The sequence below is a fragment of the Streptomyces sp. NPDC015346 genome (assembly GCF_043078785.1).
GTDB lineage: Bacteria > Actinomycetota > Actinomycetes > Streptomycetales > Streptomycetaceae > Streptomyces.
Genome location: NZ_JBIBTW010000001.1, coordinates 148,947 through 166,827, shown reverse-complemented (window position 1 = coordinate 166,827; position 17,881 = coordinate 148,947). Strand labels below are relative to the sequence as shown.

Annotated in this window: 15 protein-coding genes and 1 tRNA gene; 1 reads left to right on the top strand and 15 read right to left on the bottom strand. The window is 73.1% G+C overall.

From position 1 onward, the window contains the following. Window positions 1–72: 72 nt before the first annotated feature. Both ACF06X_RS00790 and ACF06X_RS00785 read right to left on the bottom strand, forming a co-directional pair. Window positions 73–1,197 carry an SPFH domain-containing protein gene (locus ACF06X_RS00790; protein WP_392285011.1) on the bottom strand — a complete coding sequence of 375 codons (1,125 nt, stop codon included), beginning with the start codon at window positions 1,195–1,197 and terminating at the stop codon, window positions 73–75. A 1,863-nt stretch (window positions 1,198–3,060) separates the two neighbouring features. Beyond that, entirely contained in the window at window positions 3,061–4,455 is a 1,395-nt protein-coding gene (locus tag ACF06X_RS00785) for a peptidoglycan-binding protein (protein WP_392285010.1), read from the bottom strand. A gap of 182 nt (window positions 4,456–4,637) precedes the next feature. On the opposite strand from ACF06X_RS00785, the gene ACF06X_RS00780 reads away from it, so the two are divergent. Continuing rightward, window positions 4,638–4,711: transfer RNA gene (locus ACF06X_RS00780), tRNA-Lys, on the top strand. A 52-nt stretch (window positions 4,712–4,763) separates the two neighbouring features. Here ACF06X_RS00780 and ACF06X_RS00775 read toward each other — a convergent pair. From ACF06X_RS00775 to ACF06X_RS00715, 13 genes are all read right to left on the bottom strand, one after another. Continuing rightward, window positions 4,764–5,450: a class F sortase gene (locus tag ACF06X_RS00775; protein WP_392285009.1), complete on the bottom strand. Its 687-nt coding sequence runs from the start codon at window positions 5,448–5,450 to the stop codon at window positions 4,764–4,766. Window positions 5,451–5,452: 2 nt separating this feature from the next. Next, complete coding sequence (locus ACF06X_RS00770) at window positions 5,453–6,085, bottom strand: hypothetical protein (RefSeq protein ID WP_392285008.1); 633 nt, start codon at window positions 6,083–6,085, stop codon at window positions 5,453–5,455. A 79-nt stretch (window positions 6,086–6,164) separates the two neighbouring features. Continuing rightward, window positions 6,165–6,944: an HAD-IIA family hydrolase gene (locus ACF06X_RS00765; RefSeq protein WP_392285007.1), complete on the bottom strand. Its 780-nt coding sequence runs from the start codon at window positions 6,942–6,944 to the stop codon at window positions 6,165–6,167. 82 nt (window positions 6,945–7,026) lie between these two features. Then, window positions 7,027–8,577, bottom strand: coding sequence for an alkaline phosphatase family protein (locus ACF06X_RS00760; protein WP_392285006.1), 1,551 nt, complete (start codon window positions 8,575–8,577; stop codon window positions 7,027–7,029). 157 nt (window positions 8,578–8,734) lie between these two features. Then, window positions 8,735–9,793, bottom strand: a complete 1,059-nt coding sequence (locus ACF06X_RS00755) for a 2-aminoethylphosphonate ABC transporter substrate-binding protein (protein WP_392285924.1) — start codon at window positions 9,791–9,793, stop codon at window positions 8,735–8,737. A 43-nt stretch (window positions 9,794–9,836) separates the two neighbouring features. Further along, complete coding sequence (locus tag ACF06X_RS00750) at window positions 9,837–10,634, bottom strand: ABC transporter permease (protein ID WP_392285005.1); 798 nt, start codon at window positions 10,632–10,634, stop codon at window positions 9,837–9,839. Beyond that, window positions 10,621–11,451 (bottom strand): 2-aminoethylphosphonate ABC transporter permease subunit, encoded by an 831-nt coding sequence (locus tag ACF06X_RS00745; RefSeq protein WP_392285004.1) that lies wholly within the window; start codon window positions 11,449–11,451, stop codon window positions 10,621–10,623. Before ACF06X_RS00745 ends, ACF06X_RS00750 begins: the two co-directional genes overlap by 14 nt. 73 nt (window positions 11,452–11,524) lie before the next feature. Continuing rightward, complete coding sequence (locus tag ACF06X_RS00740) at window positions 11,525–12,586, bottom strand: ABC transporter ATP-binding protein (protein WP_392285003.1); 1,062 nt, start codon at window positions 12,584–12,586, stop codon at window positions 11,525–11,527. Continuing rightward, entirely contained in the window at window positions 12,583–13,353 is a 771-nt protein-coding gene (locus tag ACF06X_RS00735; protein WP_392285002.1) for a phosphonatase-like hydrolase, read from the bottom strand. The genes ACF06X_RS00740 and ACF06X_RS00735 overlap by 4 nt, the downstream gene beginning before the upstream one ends. Window positions 13,354–13,358: 5 nt before the next feature. Then, window positions 13,359–14,480, bottom strand: a complete 1,122-nt coding sequence (locus ACF06X_RS00730) for a TIGR03364 family FAD-dependent oxidoreductase (protein ID WP_392285001.1) — start codon at window positions 14,478–14,480, stop codon at window positions 13,359–13,361. Between the two features lie 137 nt (window positions 14,481–14,617). Further along, a complete protein-coding gene (locus ACF06X_RS00725) occupies window positions 14,618–15,382 on the bottom strand; it encodes a GntR family transcriptional regulator (RefSeq protein WP_392285000.1) in 765 nt (254 codons plus the stop codon). Window positions 15,383–15,486: 104 nt separating this feature from the next. Continuing rightward, entirely contained in the window at window positions 15,487–16,482 is a 996-nt protein-coding gene (locus ACF06X_RS00720) for a hypothetical protein (protein WP_392284999.1), read from the bottom strand. Between the two features lie 123 nt (window positions 16,483–16,605). Next, entirely contained in the window at window positions 16,606–17,808 is a 1,203-nt protein-coding gene (locus ACF06X_RS00715; RefSeq protein ID WP_392284998.1) for an ROK family protein, read from the bottom strand. Window positions 17,809–17,881 lie beyond the last annotated feature (73 nt).

Below are 17,881 nucleotides of genomic sequence, written 5' to 3'. Positions count from 1 at the left end.
TGTGCGGTAGTGCCTATTCAGGTCTAGACCAAGTACCAAAGTATTGACGGAAGTTGAACCTGTCCATACCACTCACGCGCCTTCCCCGGGCCCGGAGCGACCGGTGTAGAACGCCACCGTCAGGTCCTTGACCAGCGACTTGCGCTCGTAGTCGTCCAGCTCGACCAGACCACGCGTGGTCAGCCGGTGGACCACGTCGTCCACGGCGTCCACGACCGCCGTCAGGACGCTGTCCCGGTGCTTGGCGTCGATCGCGGCGATCCGTCGGCGCCGCATCACCGCCGCGATCTCGGGGGCGTACTCGATACGGGTCGGCTGCGCCGAGAACACGTCGATCCCCACCGGCGCGCACTCCGCGGAGAGCATCCGGGTCAGGGCCTCGCCGACCGCCTCGGCGTCGCGCAGGGTCGGGGCGTCCTCGTGGAAGGCGTCGGCCGGAAGCTGGGAGAGGACCCGGGCCATGGCCGCCTCCACCTGTTCGCGCAGGTACTCCTCGTGGCCTTCGACCCCGAGCGCGGCGCGGACGGTGTCCCGGATGCGCCAGACGACGAGGACGACGACCTGGAGCGCGGTGCCCTTGGCGTCCACCGCGGAGAGCGGTTCGCTGCGCCAGTGCCGGAGGCGGACGTCGACCCGGCGGCGCAGGAGGAGGGGGCTGACCCAGAGGAGACCGGTGCGGCGGACGGTGCCGCGGTAGTCGCCGAAGAGGGTGAGGACCCAGGCGTAGCCGACGCGGCCGCGGCCGAGACCGCCGAAGAAGAAGAGGATGGCCAGGACCCCGAGGGCGAGCAGCGCCCACTGCCCGAGGTGGATGCCGTGGTACGGGCGCGGGGGCAGCCGGAGCATGTGGGCGACCGACTCGGGCACGGCCCCGGCCCACCACACGACGGCCGCGCACGCGGCGATCGCCAGGAGCCCGCCGACGACTCCGATCCACCCGGGCAGGACGGCGGCGGGCCGCTCGACGAGTTGGGGGTCGGCGGTGGGGGCGGGGCGGGAGGGGGCGGCGGGCCGGGCGGGGGCGGGGATGACCGCCTTGAGGGGCGCGAGGGTGGGGGTCGTGGTGGCGGCTCCCACGACGGGGCCGGCCATGGAGACGGTGGCGGGTCCGTCGTCGGCGACGCGGTCGGCCGACTCGGGCTCGTCCCGGAAGAGCAGGTGCACGGGGATCGACCCGGTCGTATCGGTCCCGATCACCGTCTTCCGCCGGACCCCTGCCGGAGCCGCACCCGCGCCGGGCGTGGAACCGGCCGTGGCTGTCCCGGCACGGGGGCTTCCGCCGGCCGGGGCTGTACCGCCGCCGGACTCCGAACCGGCCGGGGCCGACCCGCTGCCGGGCGCTCCCCCTGCCGAAGCCGCACCGGTATCGATCCCGGAGTGGGAATGGCCCGAAGCCGCCGCCGTGCCGTCAACTGACCCGGCGGGGGCGGTACCGAGGCCGACGCCTCCGCCTGTCGGAGCCGTACCAGGGCCGGAGCCTCCGCCTGCCGGATCCACACCGGAGCCCGAGTCCGAGCCTGGACGGGGACCACCGGCTCCCGGAGCCGCCGGGGTCGTCGCCGTGCCGGGCTCCGGACCGGCCGGAGCCGACCCGGTGCGGGGAGCCCCGCCAAGTCTGGGGCCTCCGCCCGTACCCGCGCCGGGATCCGCACCGCCACCGGCCGCCGATGCGACACCCGAGCCGGCGGGGGCCGTACCGGGGCCCCCGACTGCCGGAGCCGTAGCCGCGCCGGGCGTCGAACCGACCGGGCCCGTTGCCGCGCCGGGCTTCAGGCCTGCCGGAGCCGACCCGGTGGAGGGATCCGCTCCGAGGCGGGGGGCTCCGCCTGCCGGAGCCGTAGCCCCGCCGGGCGTTGAACCGGCCGGGGCCGTACCCAGGCCGGCGCCACCGGCCGCCGATGCGACACCCGAGCCGGCGGGGGCCGTACCGGGGCCTCCGACTGCCGGAGCCGTAGCCGCGCCGGGCGTCGAACCGACCGGGCCCGTTGCCGCGCCGGGCTTCAGGCCGGCCGGGGCCGACGCGGTGGAGGGATCCACGCCGAGGCGGGGGGCTACGCCTGCCGGAGCCGTAGCCGCGCCAGGCGTCGAGCCGGCCGGGGCCGACGCGGTGCGGGGATCCGCGCCGAGGCCAGGGACTCCCGCCGGGGCCGCACCCGCGCCGGGCGTCGAACCAGCGGCGGCCGTACCGGGAGGGGGACTACCGGCTCCCGGAGCCGTGCCCGGGCCAGGTGCCGAACCCGCCGGGGCCGTCGCCGTGCCGGGCTCCGCACCGGCCGAAGCCGACCCGGTGCGGGGGTCCCCGCCGAGGCCGGGGGCTCCGCCTACCGGAGGCGCATCCGGCCCGGGGGCCGAGCCGACCGTGCCGGGGTCCGGCCCGACCCGGGTCGATCCGGGTCCGGCGTCCGCGCCGGGGCGGGGGGCTCCACCTGCCGGAGGCGCACCCGCGCCAGGCGTCGAACCTGCCAGGGCCGTCGTCGTGTCGGGGTCCGGCCCGACCCGGGTCGATCCGGGTCCGGCGTCCGCGCCGGGGCGGGGGGCTCCGCCCGCCGGAGCCTGGCCGGTACCGGGCTCCGAACCAACCGAAACCGCCCCCGTGCCCGGCTCCGCACCGGCCGAAGCCGTGCCCGTGGCGGGTTCCCCGCCCGACGGAGTTGGTCTCGCGGTGGGCTCCACACCCACCGTGCCCGCCTCCGAGGCGGGCTGCGGCTCCTGGGCCGGGGGCACCTGGCCGGTCTCGCCGGCCGGCGAGACCTCCGGTCGCGCCTCGCCGGAGACGGCGGCCGGACCCGCGACCACGTCGGCGGACGGGGGCGCAACGGGCCCCGGCCCCGGCTGCGCGTCAGCACCCGGAGTCGCAACGGGCCCCGCCCCCGGCTGCGCGTCGGCGCCCGGAGGCGGGACCGGGCTCGGGGGGCGCGGCCTTGTCGGGCGGGGTTCGGAGGTCAGGCGTCTGGCCGTGCGGGCCGCGTCGCGTGTGGCCGCCGCGCCGGATTCCCCTGGGATCGGGCCCAGCGGGTTCGGGGTCGATCGGGTCATTCGGTCCACCTCATGATCTCGGGGTCATCGGAACAAGCGCCGCCAGGTCTCCGGGCCGGGGTAGCCGTCGGCCGCGCCGCCCCGCCACCCCTGCGCCCGCTGGAACGCCTCGACATTGCGACGGTCCGCCTCCGACCAGCGCGGACCGGGACCCGACAGGTAGTGCTTGCCGTAGCCCCGCTTCACCAGCTGTTTGCCCAGCTTCTCCACATATGCGTTGGAGCGGCCCGGACGGAAGTAGCCACGCCCGGGGAACCCCGGCGCATTCGCGCTCGGGCCGCTCGAACCACTCGAACCGCCGATGCTCCTGCCCTGGCCGGCCACCAGCAGCCGCCAGGTGTGCGGGCCCGGCAGCCCGTCCGCCTCCTTGCCCTTCCAGCCCTGCGCCCGCTGGAACGCCTGGGTCGCCCGGCGGTCCGCCTCGCTCCAGCGCGGCCCGGGCCCCTGGCTGTAGTACGTCTTGCCGCCGCGCTGGATGAGCAGCTTCCCGAGCCGGGTCACGTGCGCGTTGTTCGCGCCGGGCCCGAACTTCGACGCGCCCGGAAAAGCGACCGGGGCCGACGAACCTCCCCCGGCGCCGCCACCAGCGCTCACGATCCCCTTGTAGCGGTAGGCCGTATAGCGGTCGGAGTGCGTCCAGTACGCCAGCGGCGTCGCCTGCTTGCGCGTGCGCGGCTTGGCCTGTTCGTACGCGATGTACGACGTGTGGGTGTAGTCCGTCCAGCCGCCGAAGATCGTGACGTGCGAACCCTTGCTCGGGTCGGCCTGGTTGTGGAAGAGCAGGATGTCGCCGGGCTGGAGCTCGCTGCGGTCGATCCGCTCGCCGAAGCGGTCGAGGCTGCCGGTCCACTCGTTGCCGCGCAGGTTCCACGCCATCGAGATGTAGCCGGAGCAGTCCTGGCGGTATCCGTCCGACCAGTACTTCCCCATGGAGTACGGGACCTGGGCGCGCACCCACCGCTTGGCGCGGTTGATGATCTCGGCGCGAGTCGTCTTCCGCAGGGATGCCACGGTGATCTGACTGTTCGTCGGGGTGGCGCCGGGGGTCGGTGCTCCGTGCAGCGGGCCGGTGCCGCCCTGCGGCGTGTCCGGACCGGGAGCCGCGGACTCCGACAAGCCCGACAACTCCGAGAGCTCCGAGAGCTCCGAGAGCTCCACCGTGCTCGCCAGGTCCGTGACGTCCGCCGGGGTGACGGGGAGCCGTGCGTCCGGCGGACGGGCGAAGGCGCTCGGCCCTCCCCCGCCCAGGACCACTCCCGCCGCCGTCACCAGGACCAGCGCGCGGCGCGCTCCGTGCGCCGCCGGGTGACCGCCTGCCCGTACGGGCAGGCCAAGGGCATGATCGCGCCGCTGCTGGGCGCAGCCCGCGCAGCCGCAGTCGGCCGCGGGCTCGAACTCCTCGAAGACCGGCACACTCATGCGATTCCCCTCCACACTCGTCAAGATCTTTTGGCGCTGTAGTGGGCGTCAGTGTCTCAACTGTCTGGACAAATCGCATTTTGACGGATCGAAGCTAAGAAAGGACCATCCGACAGGCCGGAAGCGACCACCAATGGTCGGGAGCACCCGTCGGCGTCCGGTAGAGTTATGCAGGTCAGCAGGCGCCGCTAGCTCAGTTGGTTAGAGCAGCTGACTCTTAATCAGCGGGTCCGGGGTTCGAGTCCCTGGCGGCGCACGCAGAGTCGAGGCCCCCTCACCATCGGTGAGGGGGCCTCGGTCGTGCGGGCTCAGCGGGTACCGGTCAGATAGGCGGAGACGACCACGTTCGCCGTGTACGTACCGGTCGTGCGGTCGAAGGCGCCGCCGCAGGTGATCAGGCGGAGCTCGGCGCGGTCAGGCACCCGCTGTCCGTACACCTTCCGCGCGTCGAACCGCTCCCGCGGGAAGACCTGGACGTCGTCGACGGTGAACTCGGCGACCGAGCCGTCCGCGCGGGTGACCCGGACGGTGGCGCCCGGGCGGACGGAGCTCAGGCCGTAGAAGACGGCGGGCCGGGTCTCGGTGTCGACGTGCCCGACGAAGAGCGCGGCGCCCTCGGCTCCCGGCCGCGTGCCGGTACGGAACCAGCCGACCGAGTGGGGCATCTCGTACGGCGGCGGGTCCACCGCTCCCGTACGGTCGAGGCCGCGCCCGACCACTGGCGCCGTGACGCCGAGCGAGGGGATCTCCACCCGGCGGGGCTCCGCGGGCTTCAGGGGCCGGTGCGCCGGGGGCAGCGGGACGCCGAGGGGGCGGCCGACGGCGGCGATGTCGCCGTGGGCCGGCGCCGAGCTGCCGCCGGGGCCGTCGGTGATCTCCCGGCCCCAGAGCCACAGCGCCAGGAGCAGGACCGCCCAGGCCACACCGGTCGTCATCCGTCCGGTGCCCGCCGGACGGGTTCCAGGGCCGCGTCCGGGTCCGGGTCCGGAGGGCATGGTCAGTCAGCGCCCGGGGCGGAGTCGGTCCGGCCGCGGCGCGCGCTGCGGAAGGCGACGGCCACCGCGGCGACGGCGGCCATCCCCAGGCCGACGAGGGTGTACGGGGTGCCGAGGCCGCTCTCGCTCGCGGTCTGGGCGACGCCGGGTGCCACCGGTCCCGCCGGTACGGCCATGGCCGCGCCGCCGCCCCCGGCCCGGACCGGGGCGAACGGGGTCGGGTGATGCGAGGGCTTGTGATGCGTCGGCGGCGGCTTGTGATGCGTCGGCTCCGGCTTGTGGTGCGGGACCCGGATCGTGGCGACGCCCTTGTGGTCGTGACCGTCGCAGGTCACGCCCACCTTGTACGTACCCTCGCCGAGCCCCGGCTTGATCCTGGTGGTGCCGAACAGCGGGAAGTCGCCCCCGTCACGGCCGGTGAGCTCGGCCTCGGCGGCGAACGCCTTGGACGTGGCCGCGCCCCTCGTGCCCTTGCAGCCCTGGACGCGGATGTCGACATGCGCTCCCGGCTTGGCGGTGGACGGCGTGACGGTGACCTTCACCCCGTCGTGGGCGGACGCGGTACCGGCCGTGGGTGCCAGTACCAGCAGGGCCGCCGCCCCTGCGGCACGAAGAGCAATGGGACCTGAACGCATCGTGACCTCCTGATAGTGGCAGGGTCACCCGGTTCCGGTCGTTTCGCATCCGCAGGGGCGCCGCAGCACGCCGGTCGGGTCAGACCCGGTCCACGATGTCGGCGATCGAGTCGACGATCTTGGAGGGGCGGAACGGGTAGCGGTCCACCTCCGCCATGCCTGTCAGGCCGGTGAGCACCAGGAAGGTCTGCATGCCCGCCTCGAGTCCGGCGAGGATGTCCGTGTCCATCCGGTCGCCGATCATGGCGCTCGACTCCGAGTGGGCGCCGATCGCGTTGAGCCCGGTGCGCATCATCAGCGGGTTCGGCTTGCCCGCGAAGTACGGGTCCTTGCCGGTGGCCTTCGTGATCAGCGCGGCGACGGAGCCGGTGGCCGGGAGCGGGCCCTCGAGGGAGGGGCCGGTCTCGTCCGGGTTGGTGCAGATGAACCGGGCGCCGGCGTTGATCAGCCGGACCGCCTTGGTCATGGCCTCGAAGGAGTACGTCCTGGTCTCACCGAGGACCACGTAGTCGGGGGCGTGGTCGGTCAGGACGTAACCGATGTCGTGCAGCGCGGTGGTCAGTCCCGCCTCGCCGATGACGTACGCCGTGCCGCCGGGGCGCTGGTCGTCGAGGAACTGGGCGGTCGCGAGCGCCGAGGTCCAGATGTTCTCCACCGGCACGTCCAGGCCCATGCGGGCGAGGCGCGCGTGCAGGTCGCGGGCCGTGTACATCGAGTTGTTCGTGAGGACCAGGAACGGCTTCCCGGTCTCCCGCAGCTTCTTGATGAAGGCGTCCGCGCCGGGGATCGGGACACCCTCGTGGATGAGGACGCCGTCCATGTCGGTGAGCCAGGATTCGATCGGCTTGCGCTCTGCCATGTGCGGGGACTCCTGCCGTACAAACAACGTGCGGTGTGCTGGGGGGCGCCGCGACAGCGCTGTGGCGACGCCCCCACCCTAATCAGGAAGTGGTGACCTTGACCCCGTCGATCACCCAGTACCAGTTGTTGGACCCCGTGTAGCGGAAGCGGAAGCTGACGCTTGAGGCGCCGGTGGGGACGGCGACGGTGAGGGACTGGGGCTGGGAGACGACGTCGGCGGTGTAGCTCTTGACGAGGGTCGGCGTGCCCGCGTTGAAGGAGACGAGCACCTGGGCGCTCTGGCTGCCCTCCTGGCGGTAGAAGGTGGTGAAGTCGAGGATGACCCGCGACGCGCCCGAGACGCTGTACGCCGGGGTGACCAGGGTCGAGTCGTACGTACCGGAGAAGGTCTTGTCGGCCCACTCGTCGGAGTCGGCGACGGCGAAGACGCCGCGGGAGCGGATGTTCAGCTCGCGGGACTGGTCGCGCTGGGTGCGGGACCAGAACTCGTCGGTGGCGAAGGCCCAGCCGCGCCACTCGGTCACGCCGCCGGTGCCCATGGCGTTGTTGATGACGGACCAGCCGCTGGGCGCGGTGTGGGTGAAGCCGAGGACGCCGGCGGGGATGCCGGTCTCGTCGACGCGGCCGGAGAGCGAGCCGTACAGCGCGTCGAACGGGTCGGTGGAGCGCTGCTGGATCGGCTTGCCGTCCAGGCCCCAGGAGGGGTCGGGTGTGATGCCGAGCTGGTGGAAGACGGTGGCGGCGACGTCGACGAGGCGGGTGTCGATGGGGCGGGCGCCGGCGGCGATGCCCGGGCCCTGGGCGAGGACGAAGGTGCGGCGCTCCTCGATGGAGGAGCCGCCGTGGCCGCCGGCGTCGACATGGCCGTGGTCGGTGGTGACGATGACCGTCCAGCGCTCGGTGGCGTAGGAGGGGCGCGCCTTGATGGCCGTCCACAACCGGCCGACGTACGTGTCCTGGACGCCGATGACGTCGAGGTACGCCTGGCTCCCCGCACCGGAGTTGTGGCCGACGATGTCGGACTGGCCGAAGTAGACGAACAGGACGTCCGGGTTCTGGTTCCGCAGGATGGATTCGGCCTCGTCGGCGATGGTGGCGTCGTGGGCCACGTAGCCGTCGCGGTCGCCGTCGAGGACGAGCTTGGCGTCGGCGCCGGTGGTGACGGTGCCCTGGGTGTCCAGCGGCTTCCAGTCGACGGCGGCATACGTGGACAGCTCGGGCCGGACCTGCGCGAGGCGGGCGAGGAAGCCGGGGTACCGGGTGTAGTTCTTGCCGGTGAAGGTGTTGTCCTTCACGCCGTGCTTGTCGGGCCAGACGCCGGTGGAGATGGTGGACCAGCCGGGGCCGGAGGAGGTCGCGGCCATCGGGTTGGCGTACAGCAGGGAAAGGCCGTAGGTCCCGTTCGCCATCATCGCCTTGAGGTGCGGCGCCTTGGCGGCGTCGATCCTGTCGTACCGCAGGCCGTCCATCCCTATGACGAGCACCTTGTCCTTGCTCGTGCCGTTGGGGAGCGTGGGGGCGGCGGTGGTGGCGTGGGCGGCGGGGGCGGCGATCGCGCCCGTGGCGGCGAGGGCCGCGGTGGCACCGGTGGCGGCGAGCACGGTGCGGCGGGACATGCCGGGGGTCGGCATCTCGGATCCTCCGTGGAAGGGTGAGAAAGTGCGGGGCGGGGGGACGCCAACGCCCCTGACTGCTCAGGGGCGTTGACCCTTGGTCCGTACCCGTTATGTTTCCGCGACACTTCCGGCTCGCGCCAGAGCCGTGCGGTGAACTCTTGGAAGCGCGCGGTTAGCTTCCGGTGGCGGTCTTCCACGCGTCGATGTACGTCTTGAGGTTCTTGTCGATGTCGGCCCAGTCCGGCTCGAAGATCTCGACGCCCTCCATCAGCCTGGCCAGCTCGATGGCGTTGGCGTCGGTGGCCTTGACGTCCTTGCGGGCGGGGAAGCCGCCGCCGATCTCGCTGACCTGGCGCTGGGCCTGCTCGCCGAGCATGAAGTCGAGCAGCTTCTTGCCGTTCTCGCTGTGCGGGGCCTTGTTCACGAGTCCGGCGGCGTACGGCAGGGCGAAGGTGGTCGGCTTGCCGCCGTCCTTGGCCGGGAACCAGATGGCGAGGTTCGGCATGGACCTGGACTGGGCGAAGTTCATCTGGACGTCGCCGTTGGCGACGAGGATCTCGCCCTTGTCGACCTTGGGGGCGAGCTTGGAGGTGGAGGAGGACGGGCCGACGTTGTTGGCCTGGAGCTTCTTCAGGTACTCCATGGCCGGCTCCTGGCCGCCGAAGTCGTGCATCGCCTTGATGACCACGGCCGTGCCGTCGCCCGCGACGCCGGGGGTGGAGTACTGCAGCCTGTTCTTGTACTTCGCGTCGAGGAGCTCCTCCCAGGTCTTGGGGGCCTGGGGCAGCTCCTTCTTGTTGTGGATGAAGCCGAAGTAGTTGTTGACGACCGAGGTCCACTTGCCGTCGCCGGCCTTGTCGCCCCCGCCGACCTGGTCGGAGCCCTTCGGCTCGTACGACTGGAGCAGCCCCTTGGAGTCGGCCTGCTGGATGAAGGGCGGCAGGGTGACGATGACGTCGGCCTGTGTGTTGTTCTTCTCGCGGACGGCGCGCTGGACCATCTCGCCGGAGCCGCCCTCGACGTACTTGACCTTGATGCCGGTCTGCTTCTCGAAGTCAGCGAAGACCCTGTCGTACCAGCCGTCGCCCTTCTCACCCTTGAGGCCGTCGGCGCTGTAGACGGTGACGATCTTCTCGTCGGAGGCGGCGGAGGAGCCGCCGCAGGCGGTGAGGGAGGCGGCGAGGGCGAGGCTGCCGGTGACGGCGGCGATCGGCTTGAGGTGCTGGGACATCGTGCGCATGACGTCGTTCTCTCCTTGGGGATTCGCTGGGGGTTCAGCGGAAGGAAGCCTTGGTGCGGATACGGGAGACGGCGAGCAGGACGAGCAGGGTCGCGGCCATGAGGACCACGGCGAGCGCCGAGCCGGTGAAGAGGGAGCCGCGGTCCGTGGCGGTGAAGATGAGCACCGGCAGCGGCATCCAGTCCGGCGGGTAGAGCATCATCGTGGCGCTCAACTCGCCCATGGACAGGGCGAAGCAGAGCCCGGCGGACGCGTTCAGGGACGGCAGCAGGAGCGGCAACTTCACCCGCAGCAGGACGTACGACGGGCGGGCGCCGAGGCTGGCCGCCGCCTGCTCGTACATCGGGTCCAGACGGAGAATGGCGGCCGAGACCGACTGGTAGGCGAACGCCGTGACAAGAACGGTGTGCGCGAGGATCACGATCCAGCGCGTGCCGTTCAGGAGCACGGGCGGCTGCGAGAAGGCGACCAGCACGGCGAGGCCGACGACCACCGAGGGCACCGCGACCGGCAGCATGAACAGCGCGTCGAGGAGCCTGCGGCCCCGCCTGCGCATCGCCGCGGCGGCGAGCGCCGCCCAGGTGCCGAGGGCCAGCGCGAGGAGGCTCGCGGTGACGGCGGTGACCAGGCTGGTGGTGAGTGCCTGGAGGGATTCGCCGCGCACGGCCGCCGTGTAGTGCTCGGCGGTGGGCCCGGAGGGGAAGGCGCCGGACCAGTTCGTGGAGAACGAGGCGGCCAGGATGACGAGGAGGGGCACGGCGAAGAGCGGCACGAAGAGGACCGCGAAGCCGGCCCACGCCGTCCACCTGCCCGTACGGCTATGCACCAGCACGACGGCTCACCACCCGGTAGAGGCCGTAGAGGCCCACGGAGATCACGACGTTGACGACGGCGACCACGCAGGCGGCGGCGTAGTCGGACTCGAGGATGGCCTTGCCGTAGACGAGCATCGGGAGGGTCGTCACGCCCTTGGCGCCGGTGAACAGGACGATCCCGAACTCGTTGAGGCACATGACGAGGACGAGGCTGCCGCCGGCGGCGAGGGCGGGCAGCGCCTCGGGCAGGATCACCTGCCGGACGATGCGCGGCGGCCTGGCGCCGAGCGAGGACGCCGCCTCCAGTTGCGCGGTCTCCATCTGGGAGAAGGCGGCGAGGAGGGGGCGCATGACGAAGGGCGTGAAGTACGTGATCTCCGCGAGGAGGACGCCCCAGGGGGTGGTCAGGAACTGGAAGGGGCCGGTGGGGGCGCCGGTGACGTCCGTCCAGACTCCGTTGGCCATGCCGACCGTGCCGTAGAGGAACAGCAGGGCGAGCGTGATCAGGAAGGACGGGAAGGAGAGGAAGACGTCGATGAACTTCGACACGGCCTTCCCGCCGGGGAAGGGCACGAACGCGATGACGAGCGCGAGCACGAACCCGAGGACGAGACAGCCGGCGGTGGCGGCGACGGCGAGCCACACGGTGGTGAGGAGCGCTTCGCGGAACGCCACGGAGGAGAAGACGTCGGCGTACGCGCCGGGGGCGAGGGACTCCTGGACGACGAGGGCGAGGGGGTAGAGGAAGACGACCGCGAGCACGGCGACGGGCGGAAGGGCCCAGAGCCACACGGGCGTGGACCGTCGCACTCGTTGGGAACCCGTTGTGGGCATACGTTCCGCAGGGGCGGAACGGGTGGGCACAACCCCACGGCCCCGCTCAGCCTTCATGACCGGCTCCGCAGGACTAGCCATCGGTCACCCCGGCCCCCAGCAGCACCGCGTCCTCGGGGGTGAAGTGCAGTGTGACCTCGTCGCCGAGCGCCGGGGTCTCCCGCAGCTCCCGCACGTCCGCCTTCACGCGGTGGCCGTCCCCCACCTCCACGTACAGCCGGTGCGTCGACCCCCGCCACTGCACCTCGGCGATACGGCCCCGCAGCGCGTTCGGGCCGTCGCCGAGGCCCACGAGGTGCGGGCGGACGCACAGCGTGGCGCTCGCGCCCGGCGCCGCGTCGGCGACGGGGACGGGGACCTTGAGCGTGACGCCCCCGAAGGCGACCCCGTCCGCCCCCACCGTCACCGGCAGCAGGTTCGCGTTGCCGACGAACGACGCCGTGAACTCCGTACGCGGACGGCGGTAGAGGTCCTGGGGCGTGCCGCAGTCCTGGAGCCGGGCCTTGTCCATGACCGCGATCCGGTCGGCGAGGGTCAGCGCCTCGACCTGGTCGTGGGTGACGTACAGGATGGAGACGTCGGGCAACTCCCGATGCAGACGGGCCAGTTCCGCCAGCATCCCCGAGCGCAGCTGCGCGTCGAGCGCGGACAGCGGCTCGTCGAGCAGCAGGACGTTCGGCCGGATCGCGAGCGCCCGGGCGATGGCGACCCGCTGCTGCTGTCCGCCGGACAACTCGCGCGGGTACCGCTTGGCGTAGGCGGCCATCCCGGTCATCTCCAGGGCCTCGGCCACCCGCCCGGGGATCTCGGCCTTGGCCACCTTCTGTGCCTTCAGGCCGAATTCGACATTGGCCTCGACCCGCATGTGCGGGAAGAGGGCGTACTGCTGGACGACCATGCCGATCCCCCGCCGGTACGGCGGAAGGCCCGTGACGTCGCGGTCGCCGATGAAGACGCGGCCGGAGACGGGCTGGACGAAGCCCGCGACGGCCCGCAGCGCGGTCGTCTTCCCGGAGCCGGAGGGCCCGAGCAGCGCCATGACCTCGCCCGGCTCGACGGTGAGGTCGAGCGCGTCCAGGACGGTGTGCCGACCGTACGCGACGGTGACGGCGTCGAAGCGGATGCCGCTGGTCATGCGCCGGACTCCCCGAGCAGCGGCTCCCCGAACGGCGACTCCTCGAGCAGCGACTCCTCAAGCAGCGCGGGCAGTTCGGCGACCGACGCCAGCACGTGCGTGGCGCCGTGGCCCGTCAGCCCGCCCTCGTCGTGGGCACCGGTCAGTACGCCCGCCACGATCCCGGCCCCGGCCCGGACGCCGCTGAGCATGTCGTACGAGGTGTCGCCCGCGACCACGACCTGCCGGACGTCGTCCACGGCGCCCGTACGGAGGAAGGCGCCGAGGACCATGTCGGGGTAGGGGCGACCCCGGCCGCCCGCGTCCGCCGGGCAGAGGGTCAGTTCGACCAGGTCGTGCCAGCCGAGCGCGTCGAGGATGGCGTCCTGGGTGACGCGGGCGAACCCGGTGGTGAGGACGACGGTCCTGCCCTGGGCCTTCAGCTCGGCGATCGCCTCGGCCGCGCCCGGTATGGGGGCGATCCGGCCACCGGCGACCAGTTCGCCGTACGCCTCCTCGAAGGCGAGGTTGGCCTGCTGGGCGCGGTTCTCGTCGCCGCCGAAGAGGTGGCGGAAGACGGAGATCTTGGACTCGCCCATGGTGGCGCGGACGTAGTCGATCATCGTGGCGGGGTCCTCGCCGAGGCGCTCGGCGGCGGCGGTGAAGGCCTGCTCGACGAGGCCGCCGTCGGCGACGGTGGTGCCGGCCATGTCCAGGACGACGAGGTTGTGCTGCTGCCGCTTCTGCTGATTCTGCGGCTTCTGCTGCTTCTGCTGCTGCTTGTTCACGGTTGTCACCAGCCCAGTTCGTTCGCGGTCGTCTCGGCTATGGCGGGCGAGCAGGTCATGCCGCGTCCGCCGGGTCCCGTCACCAGCCACACGCCGTCGCGGACCCGCTGCCGGTGCACGACCCGGCCGGTGTCGGTGCACTGCGCGTACACCCCGGCCCAGCGGCGCCGGATCTTCGGCAGCGGGCGGCCGAGGAACGACTCGACGACGCGGGTGAGGTGCTCGTAGGGGTCCTCGACCGTGTCGAAGGCGAAGGGGTGCTCGTACTCGTGGGTGTCGCCGATGGTCAGCCCGCCGTCGAGCCGCTGCACCATCAGGAGCTGCATCTTGTGGGCGGCGGCGGTCGGGTCCTGCGCCTGCCCGGCGTTGAGCGCGTCGAGCGCCTCGGAGGCGTACGCCGGGTAGTAGCGGAAGGAGTCGGCGTCGGCGACGGAGGTGGTGAGCGGTTCGCCCAGTGGGGCGGTCTGCATCATCTGCAGCCGGACCCGGCGGACCGGGATCTCGCCGGCGATCTCGCGGACGAGGCCGGAGAGCGCGGCGCCGGTGCAGAGGACGACGGCGTCCCCGGTGTGGGTCTCGCCGCGGTCGTCGCGTACCGCGTGCTCGCCGACCACGTCCCGCACCTCGCGCTCCGGCAGGAAGGTGTACTTCCCTGTGGCGAGCAGCGCCTCCCGCAGGGCGAGTTGGGCGGTGCGCGGCTCGACGGCCGCGTCCCGCTCGCAGAACAGAGCGGCGTTGAACTCCCCGCGCAGGGCCGGGTTGACGTGCCGGGCCTCGTCGGCGGTCAGCAGCTTGTAGCCGCGGGCGGCGGCGTCGGGACGGGCCAGGGCCGCCTCGGCGACGGCAAGTTCGAGCGCGTTGCGTACGGGGGTGAGGGAGCCGATCGCCCGGAAGCCGAGGCGGGGGACGCGGGCGCCGACGCCCTCCCAGAGTTCACGGGCGCGCAGCGCTGTGTCCAGCTCCTCCCCGCCGGCGCGGCCGCTCACCCATATCTGGCCGAAGTTGCGGAGCGAGGCCCCGCGCGCCTCGGCCTCACGCTCGATGTGTACGACCTCGTGGCCGCGTTCCACTGCGTGCCAGGCGTGCATGGTTCCCACCACGCCGGCTCCTACGACGATCACCTTCATGACCGTCACGCTCCTGGGGGCGGGTGGCCCGGACGGATCCGGCGGGCAACGAGACGGTGAACGGCCCGACAAGGATGGCCTAGACCCGTTATCTTCTCGTGATCCTTTTCGTGATCTGCGTCCGGGCCATGGGGAGTTCAGGCCCGCGCGCCCAGGTGGGCGGTGAAGCTGAAGCGGTCGCCGCGGTAGAGGGTGCGGACGCGTTCCAGGGGGTGGCCGGCGGTGTCCCGGGAGAGGCGGTGGATCAGCAGCATCGGCAGGGCCGGCGGGGTGCCGATGAGGAGGGCCTCGCGCGGGGTGGCGAGCACGGTCTCGATCCGCTCGTCGGCGTCGCCGAACGCGATGCCCAGCTTGTCGTGGAGATAGGCGTAGAAGGAGGAGTCGGGGTCGAAGTCGCTGTCGAGGCGGGGGATGCGGGCCTCGGAGACGTACGTGCTCTCCAGGCCGACGCGCTCGTCGTCGGCGAGGAGCACGCGCTCCATGTGCCAGACGCTCTCACCGCGCCGGACCCCGATCTCGGGCGCGAGGGCGTCGGGGCAGGGGAAGCGGTCGAGCGAGATGAGGGTACGTCCGGGCCGCCGGCCCTGGCGGCGCACGCCCTCGGTGTAACTGGCGAGGGAGAGCGGCTGCTCCAGCTTCGGCCCGGCGACGACCGTGCCCCGCCCCTGGCGGCGCAGCCGCCCTTCGAGCAGCAGCTCGCGGAGCGCCTGCCGGACGGTCTCCCGGGAGACCTCGTACCGCAGGGCGAGATCCCGCTCGGTGGGCAGGAGGCCGCCCTCGCCCAACTCGTCTATGAGCGAGGCGACTTTCGCCTTCACGGCGTAGTACTTCGGGATGCGGCCGTGCTCCGGGATGCCGGAGCGGACGGGGGCGCCGGGTGCCTGGTCGTTCGGGTAGTCCACTCGGCGATGCTGCCAGACGCGAATGAACGGGGAGGTGTACGGAGGGTGGCCTGGCGGGGGTCGGGTGTCGGGGGTCGGGGGCAGGCGGGAGGCCTTGGGGCGGGTCAGGGGCGGGGGCGACCGCCGCCGCGGTGGGACAGCCTGCGGCAGGTAACGATCATCAGCGCGGCGCCGGCGAGGAGGAGGGCACCGGCGACGGGGGCGAGAGTGGCGGTGACCGACTCGTCGCCGGTCTGGGCGAGTTCAGGGCGCTGGGAGGTGGGCGGCAGGCCGGTGTCGCCCCGTGGCGGAACAATCGATCCGGGCGGCGTCGCCCCCTCGGTCTCCTTCTCCGCGTCCGGGGCCGTCTCCTTGCCGACGTCCGTGTCCGGGCGCTCTTCCAGGTCCAGGTCCTGGTCCTGGTCCGGGTTGCCGGAACTGTCGGGGCCGATCGTGAGGCGGTAGTCGCCGGACTCGCCGACCCAGTCGCCGTCGTCGCCCCGGCGCTGAACGACCGCCGCGCCGGCGACCACCTCGTTCGGAGCGGTGTCGGCGCGGAAGGCGAGGCGGAGGGGGACGGTGAGCGTGGCGCGCGCCGGAACCTCGAAGCCCGGGAAGCCGGTGAAGACGCCGACGTTCTCGTCCTCCTCGGTCTCTTCGAAGGGGACGGGCAGCCAGCGGCGGGCCTCGGGGTCGTAGAAGTCGAGCCGGATCTGCGCGGGTCGGAGCACGTGGTCGCGGTCGGCGAGGGCGAGGACCGGATGGATGCCGCGGCAGGGCTGGGCGGTGGTGTTGGTGAGGTCGACGGCGAAGGAGCGGGGGGCGCCGCCGGGGACGTACGCGGTGGGGCCGCCGTGGATCCGAGTGTCGATGGGGAAGTCGGGGTCGGTCGCCTTGCCACAGGTGGGGGGCTTGGCCCCGCGTTCGGCGCCGGGCCGGGAGGCGGGGTGGGGGCTCGGCCCCGGCCCCATGGCGGCGGAAGCGGCGGCGGAGGCAGCAGGGGAAGCGGCGGCGGCCGGGGGGCAGGCGAGTGCGAGGACGGCGGTTCCGGCCGTGGTCGCCGTGGTCGCCGCGGTCGCACCGAGGGCGAGGGCGTCGCGCAGTCGCGTGGGTCGTCGCATGGGCGGGTGCCTTTGCTGCTCGCGGGCGTACGGGACGGCCGCGACGCTTCCACGGGGATCCGCCCGGGCCGGGGAGCGACGCGGCGGCCACCCTCGAACGGCCCGTACGACCGCCCGATCAGCCTATTTTCCGAAGATCGGAGCGAGGATGAGCTGGGCCGCGCCCTCCGCGACGGCGTACGGGGTGACGGCCACTCCCGCCGCGAGGCCGAGTCCTGCGAGCACTTCGCGCGTACCGCGGGCGAACTCCTCGGGGGCGGCGAGGACGGCCCGGCCGCCGAGGACGACACGGTCGATGTCGAGGAGCCGTACGAGATTGGCGGCGCCGGTGCCGAGGATGCGCGCCGCCTCGGGAAGGTCGCCGCGGGCGACGGCCGCCAGGCACAGGACCTCCAGGCAGCCGCGCCCCCCGCAGCCGCAGGGAGGTCCGTCGAGCTGAACGGTCTGGTGCCCGAACTCCCCCGCCCCCGTCCTGGCCCCTCGGTGCAGGGCGCCGCCGAGGACGAGACCGGAGCCGAGGCCCGTACCGAGGTGGAGATAGGCGAACGAGTCGGGGGCGGGGGCGCGGAGGGCGAGTCCGAGGGCGGCGGCGTTGGTGTCCTTGTCGAGCTCGACGGGCAGACCGAGCCGCCGCACGAGCTCGTCCCGCAGCGGCACCCCCTCCCACTCCGGATGGCCGGTGACCCGCCCGGGAGTCCCGCTGAGGTGATCGAGCGGCCCGGGCATCGCGACCCCGACCCCGAGGAGGGCGGGGTCGGGGCCCTGGGCGGGGGCCGGGGCGGGGGCCGGGGCGGGGGCTGTGGCGGGGCCCGGGGCGGGAGCAGGGGCCGGGGCGGGAGCCGGGCTCGGGGCCCCCACCACCGTCTCCCGCGACGCCATCGTCTCCCCCGCCACCACCGCTGCCGCCGCCCCCGCCCCCGTCCCGGCCGCCGACCGCAGGGCCTCGACCTCCGCCTCGATCGCGTCGAGCACCACGTCCACGCCCGCCCCCAGGTCGAGCGAGGTGCGCCGCCTGGCGACCCGTACGCCCGCGAGGTCCACGAGGACCGCCGTCAGCTCGTCGCGGTCCAGGTGCACGCCGACCGCGTACGCCGCCGACGGCACCAGTCGCAGGACCGTACGGGGCTTGCCACCGGTGGACGCGCGGTGGCCGGCCTCCCGGGCCAGCCCCTCCCCCCGCAGCCTGGCCGTGATCTTGCTGACCGCCTGCGGGGTGAGGCCGGTCCGCTCCGCCAGCTCCAGACGGCTGATCCCGTCCTCGCCCGCCGTACGCAGCAGATCGAGCACGAGCGCCGCGTTGTGGCTGCGCAGGGCCGGCAGGTTCACCCCGCCCGCTCCCCCGACCACTCCCGATCCCGCTCCCCCGGCCCCGGCTCCCACCACACCCCGTACACCCCGT

Excerpts from the sequence above, each read along its gene's own strand:
- ACF06X_RS00730 (WP_392285001.1), bottom strand. The coding sequence starts at position 14,480 with ATGAAGGTGATCGTCGTAGGAGCCGGCGTGGTGGGAACCATGCACGCC.
- ACF06X_RS00770 (WP_392285008.1), bottom strand. The coding sequence starts at position 6,085 with ATGCGTTCAGGTCCCATTGCTCTTCGTGCCGCAGGGGCGGCGGCCCTG.
- ACF06X_RS00760 (WP_392285006.1), bottom strand. The coding sequence starts at position 8,577 with ATGCCGACCCCCGGCATGTCCCGCCGCACCGTGCTCGCCGCCACCGGT.
- ACF06X_RS00765 (WP_392285007.1), bottom strand. The coding sequence starts at position 6,944 with ATGGCAGAGCGCAAGCCGATCGAATCCTGGCTCACCGACATGGACGGC.
- ACF06X_RS00720 (WP_392284999.1), bottom strand. The coding sequence starts at position 16,482 with ATGCGACGACCCACGCGACTGCGCGACGCCCTCGCCCTCGGTGCGACC.
- ACF06X_RS00775 (WP_392285009.1), bottom strand. The coding sequence starts at position 5,450 with ATGCCCTCCGGACCCGGACCCGGACGCGGCCCTGGAACCCGTCCGGCG.
- ACF06X_RS00755 (WP_392285924.1), bottom strand. The coding sequence starts at position 9,793 with ATGTCCCAGCACCTCAAGCCGATCGCCGCCGTCACCGGCAGCCTCGCC.
- ACF06X_RS00740 (WP_392285003.1), bottom strand. The coding sequence starts at position 12,586 with ATGACCAGCGGCATCCGCTTCGACGCCGTCACCGTCGCGTACGGTCGG.
- ACF06X_RS00745 (WP_392285004.1), bottom strand. The coding sequence starts at position 11,451 with ATGCCCACAACGGGTTCCCAACGAGTGCGACGGTCCACGCCCGTGTGG.
- ACF06X_RS00785 (WP_392285010.1), bottom strand. The coding sequence starts at position 4,455 with ATGAGTGTGCCGGTCTTCGAGGAGTTCGAGCCCGCGGCCGACTGCGGC.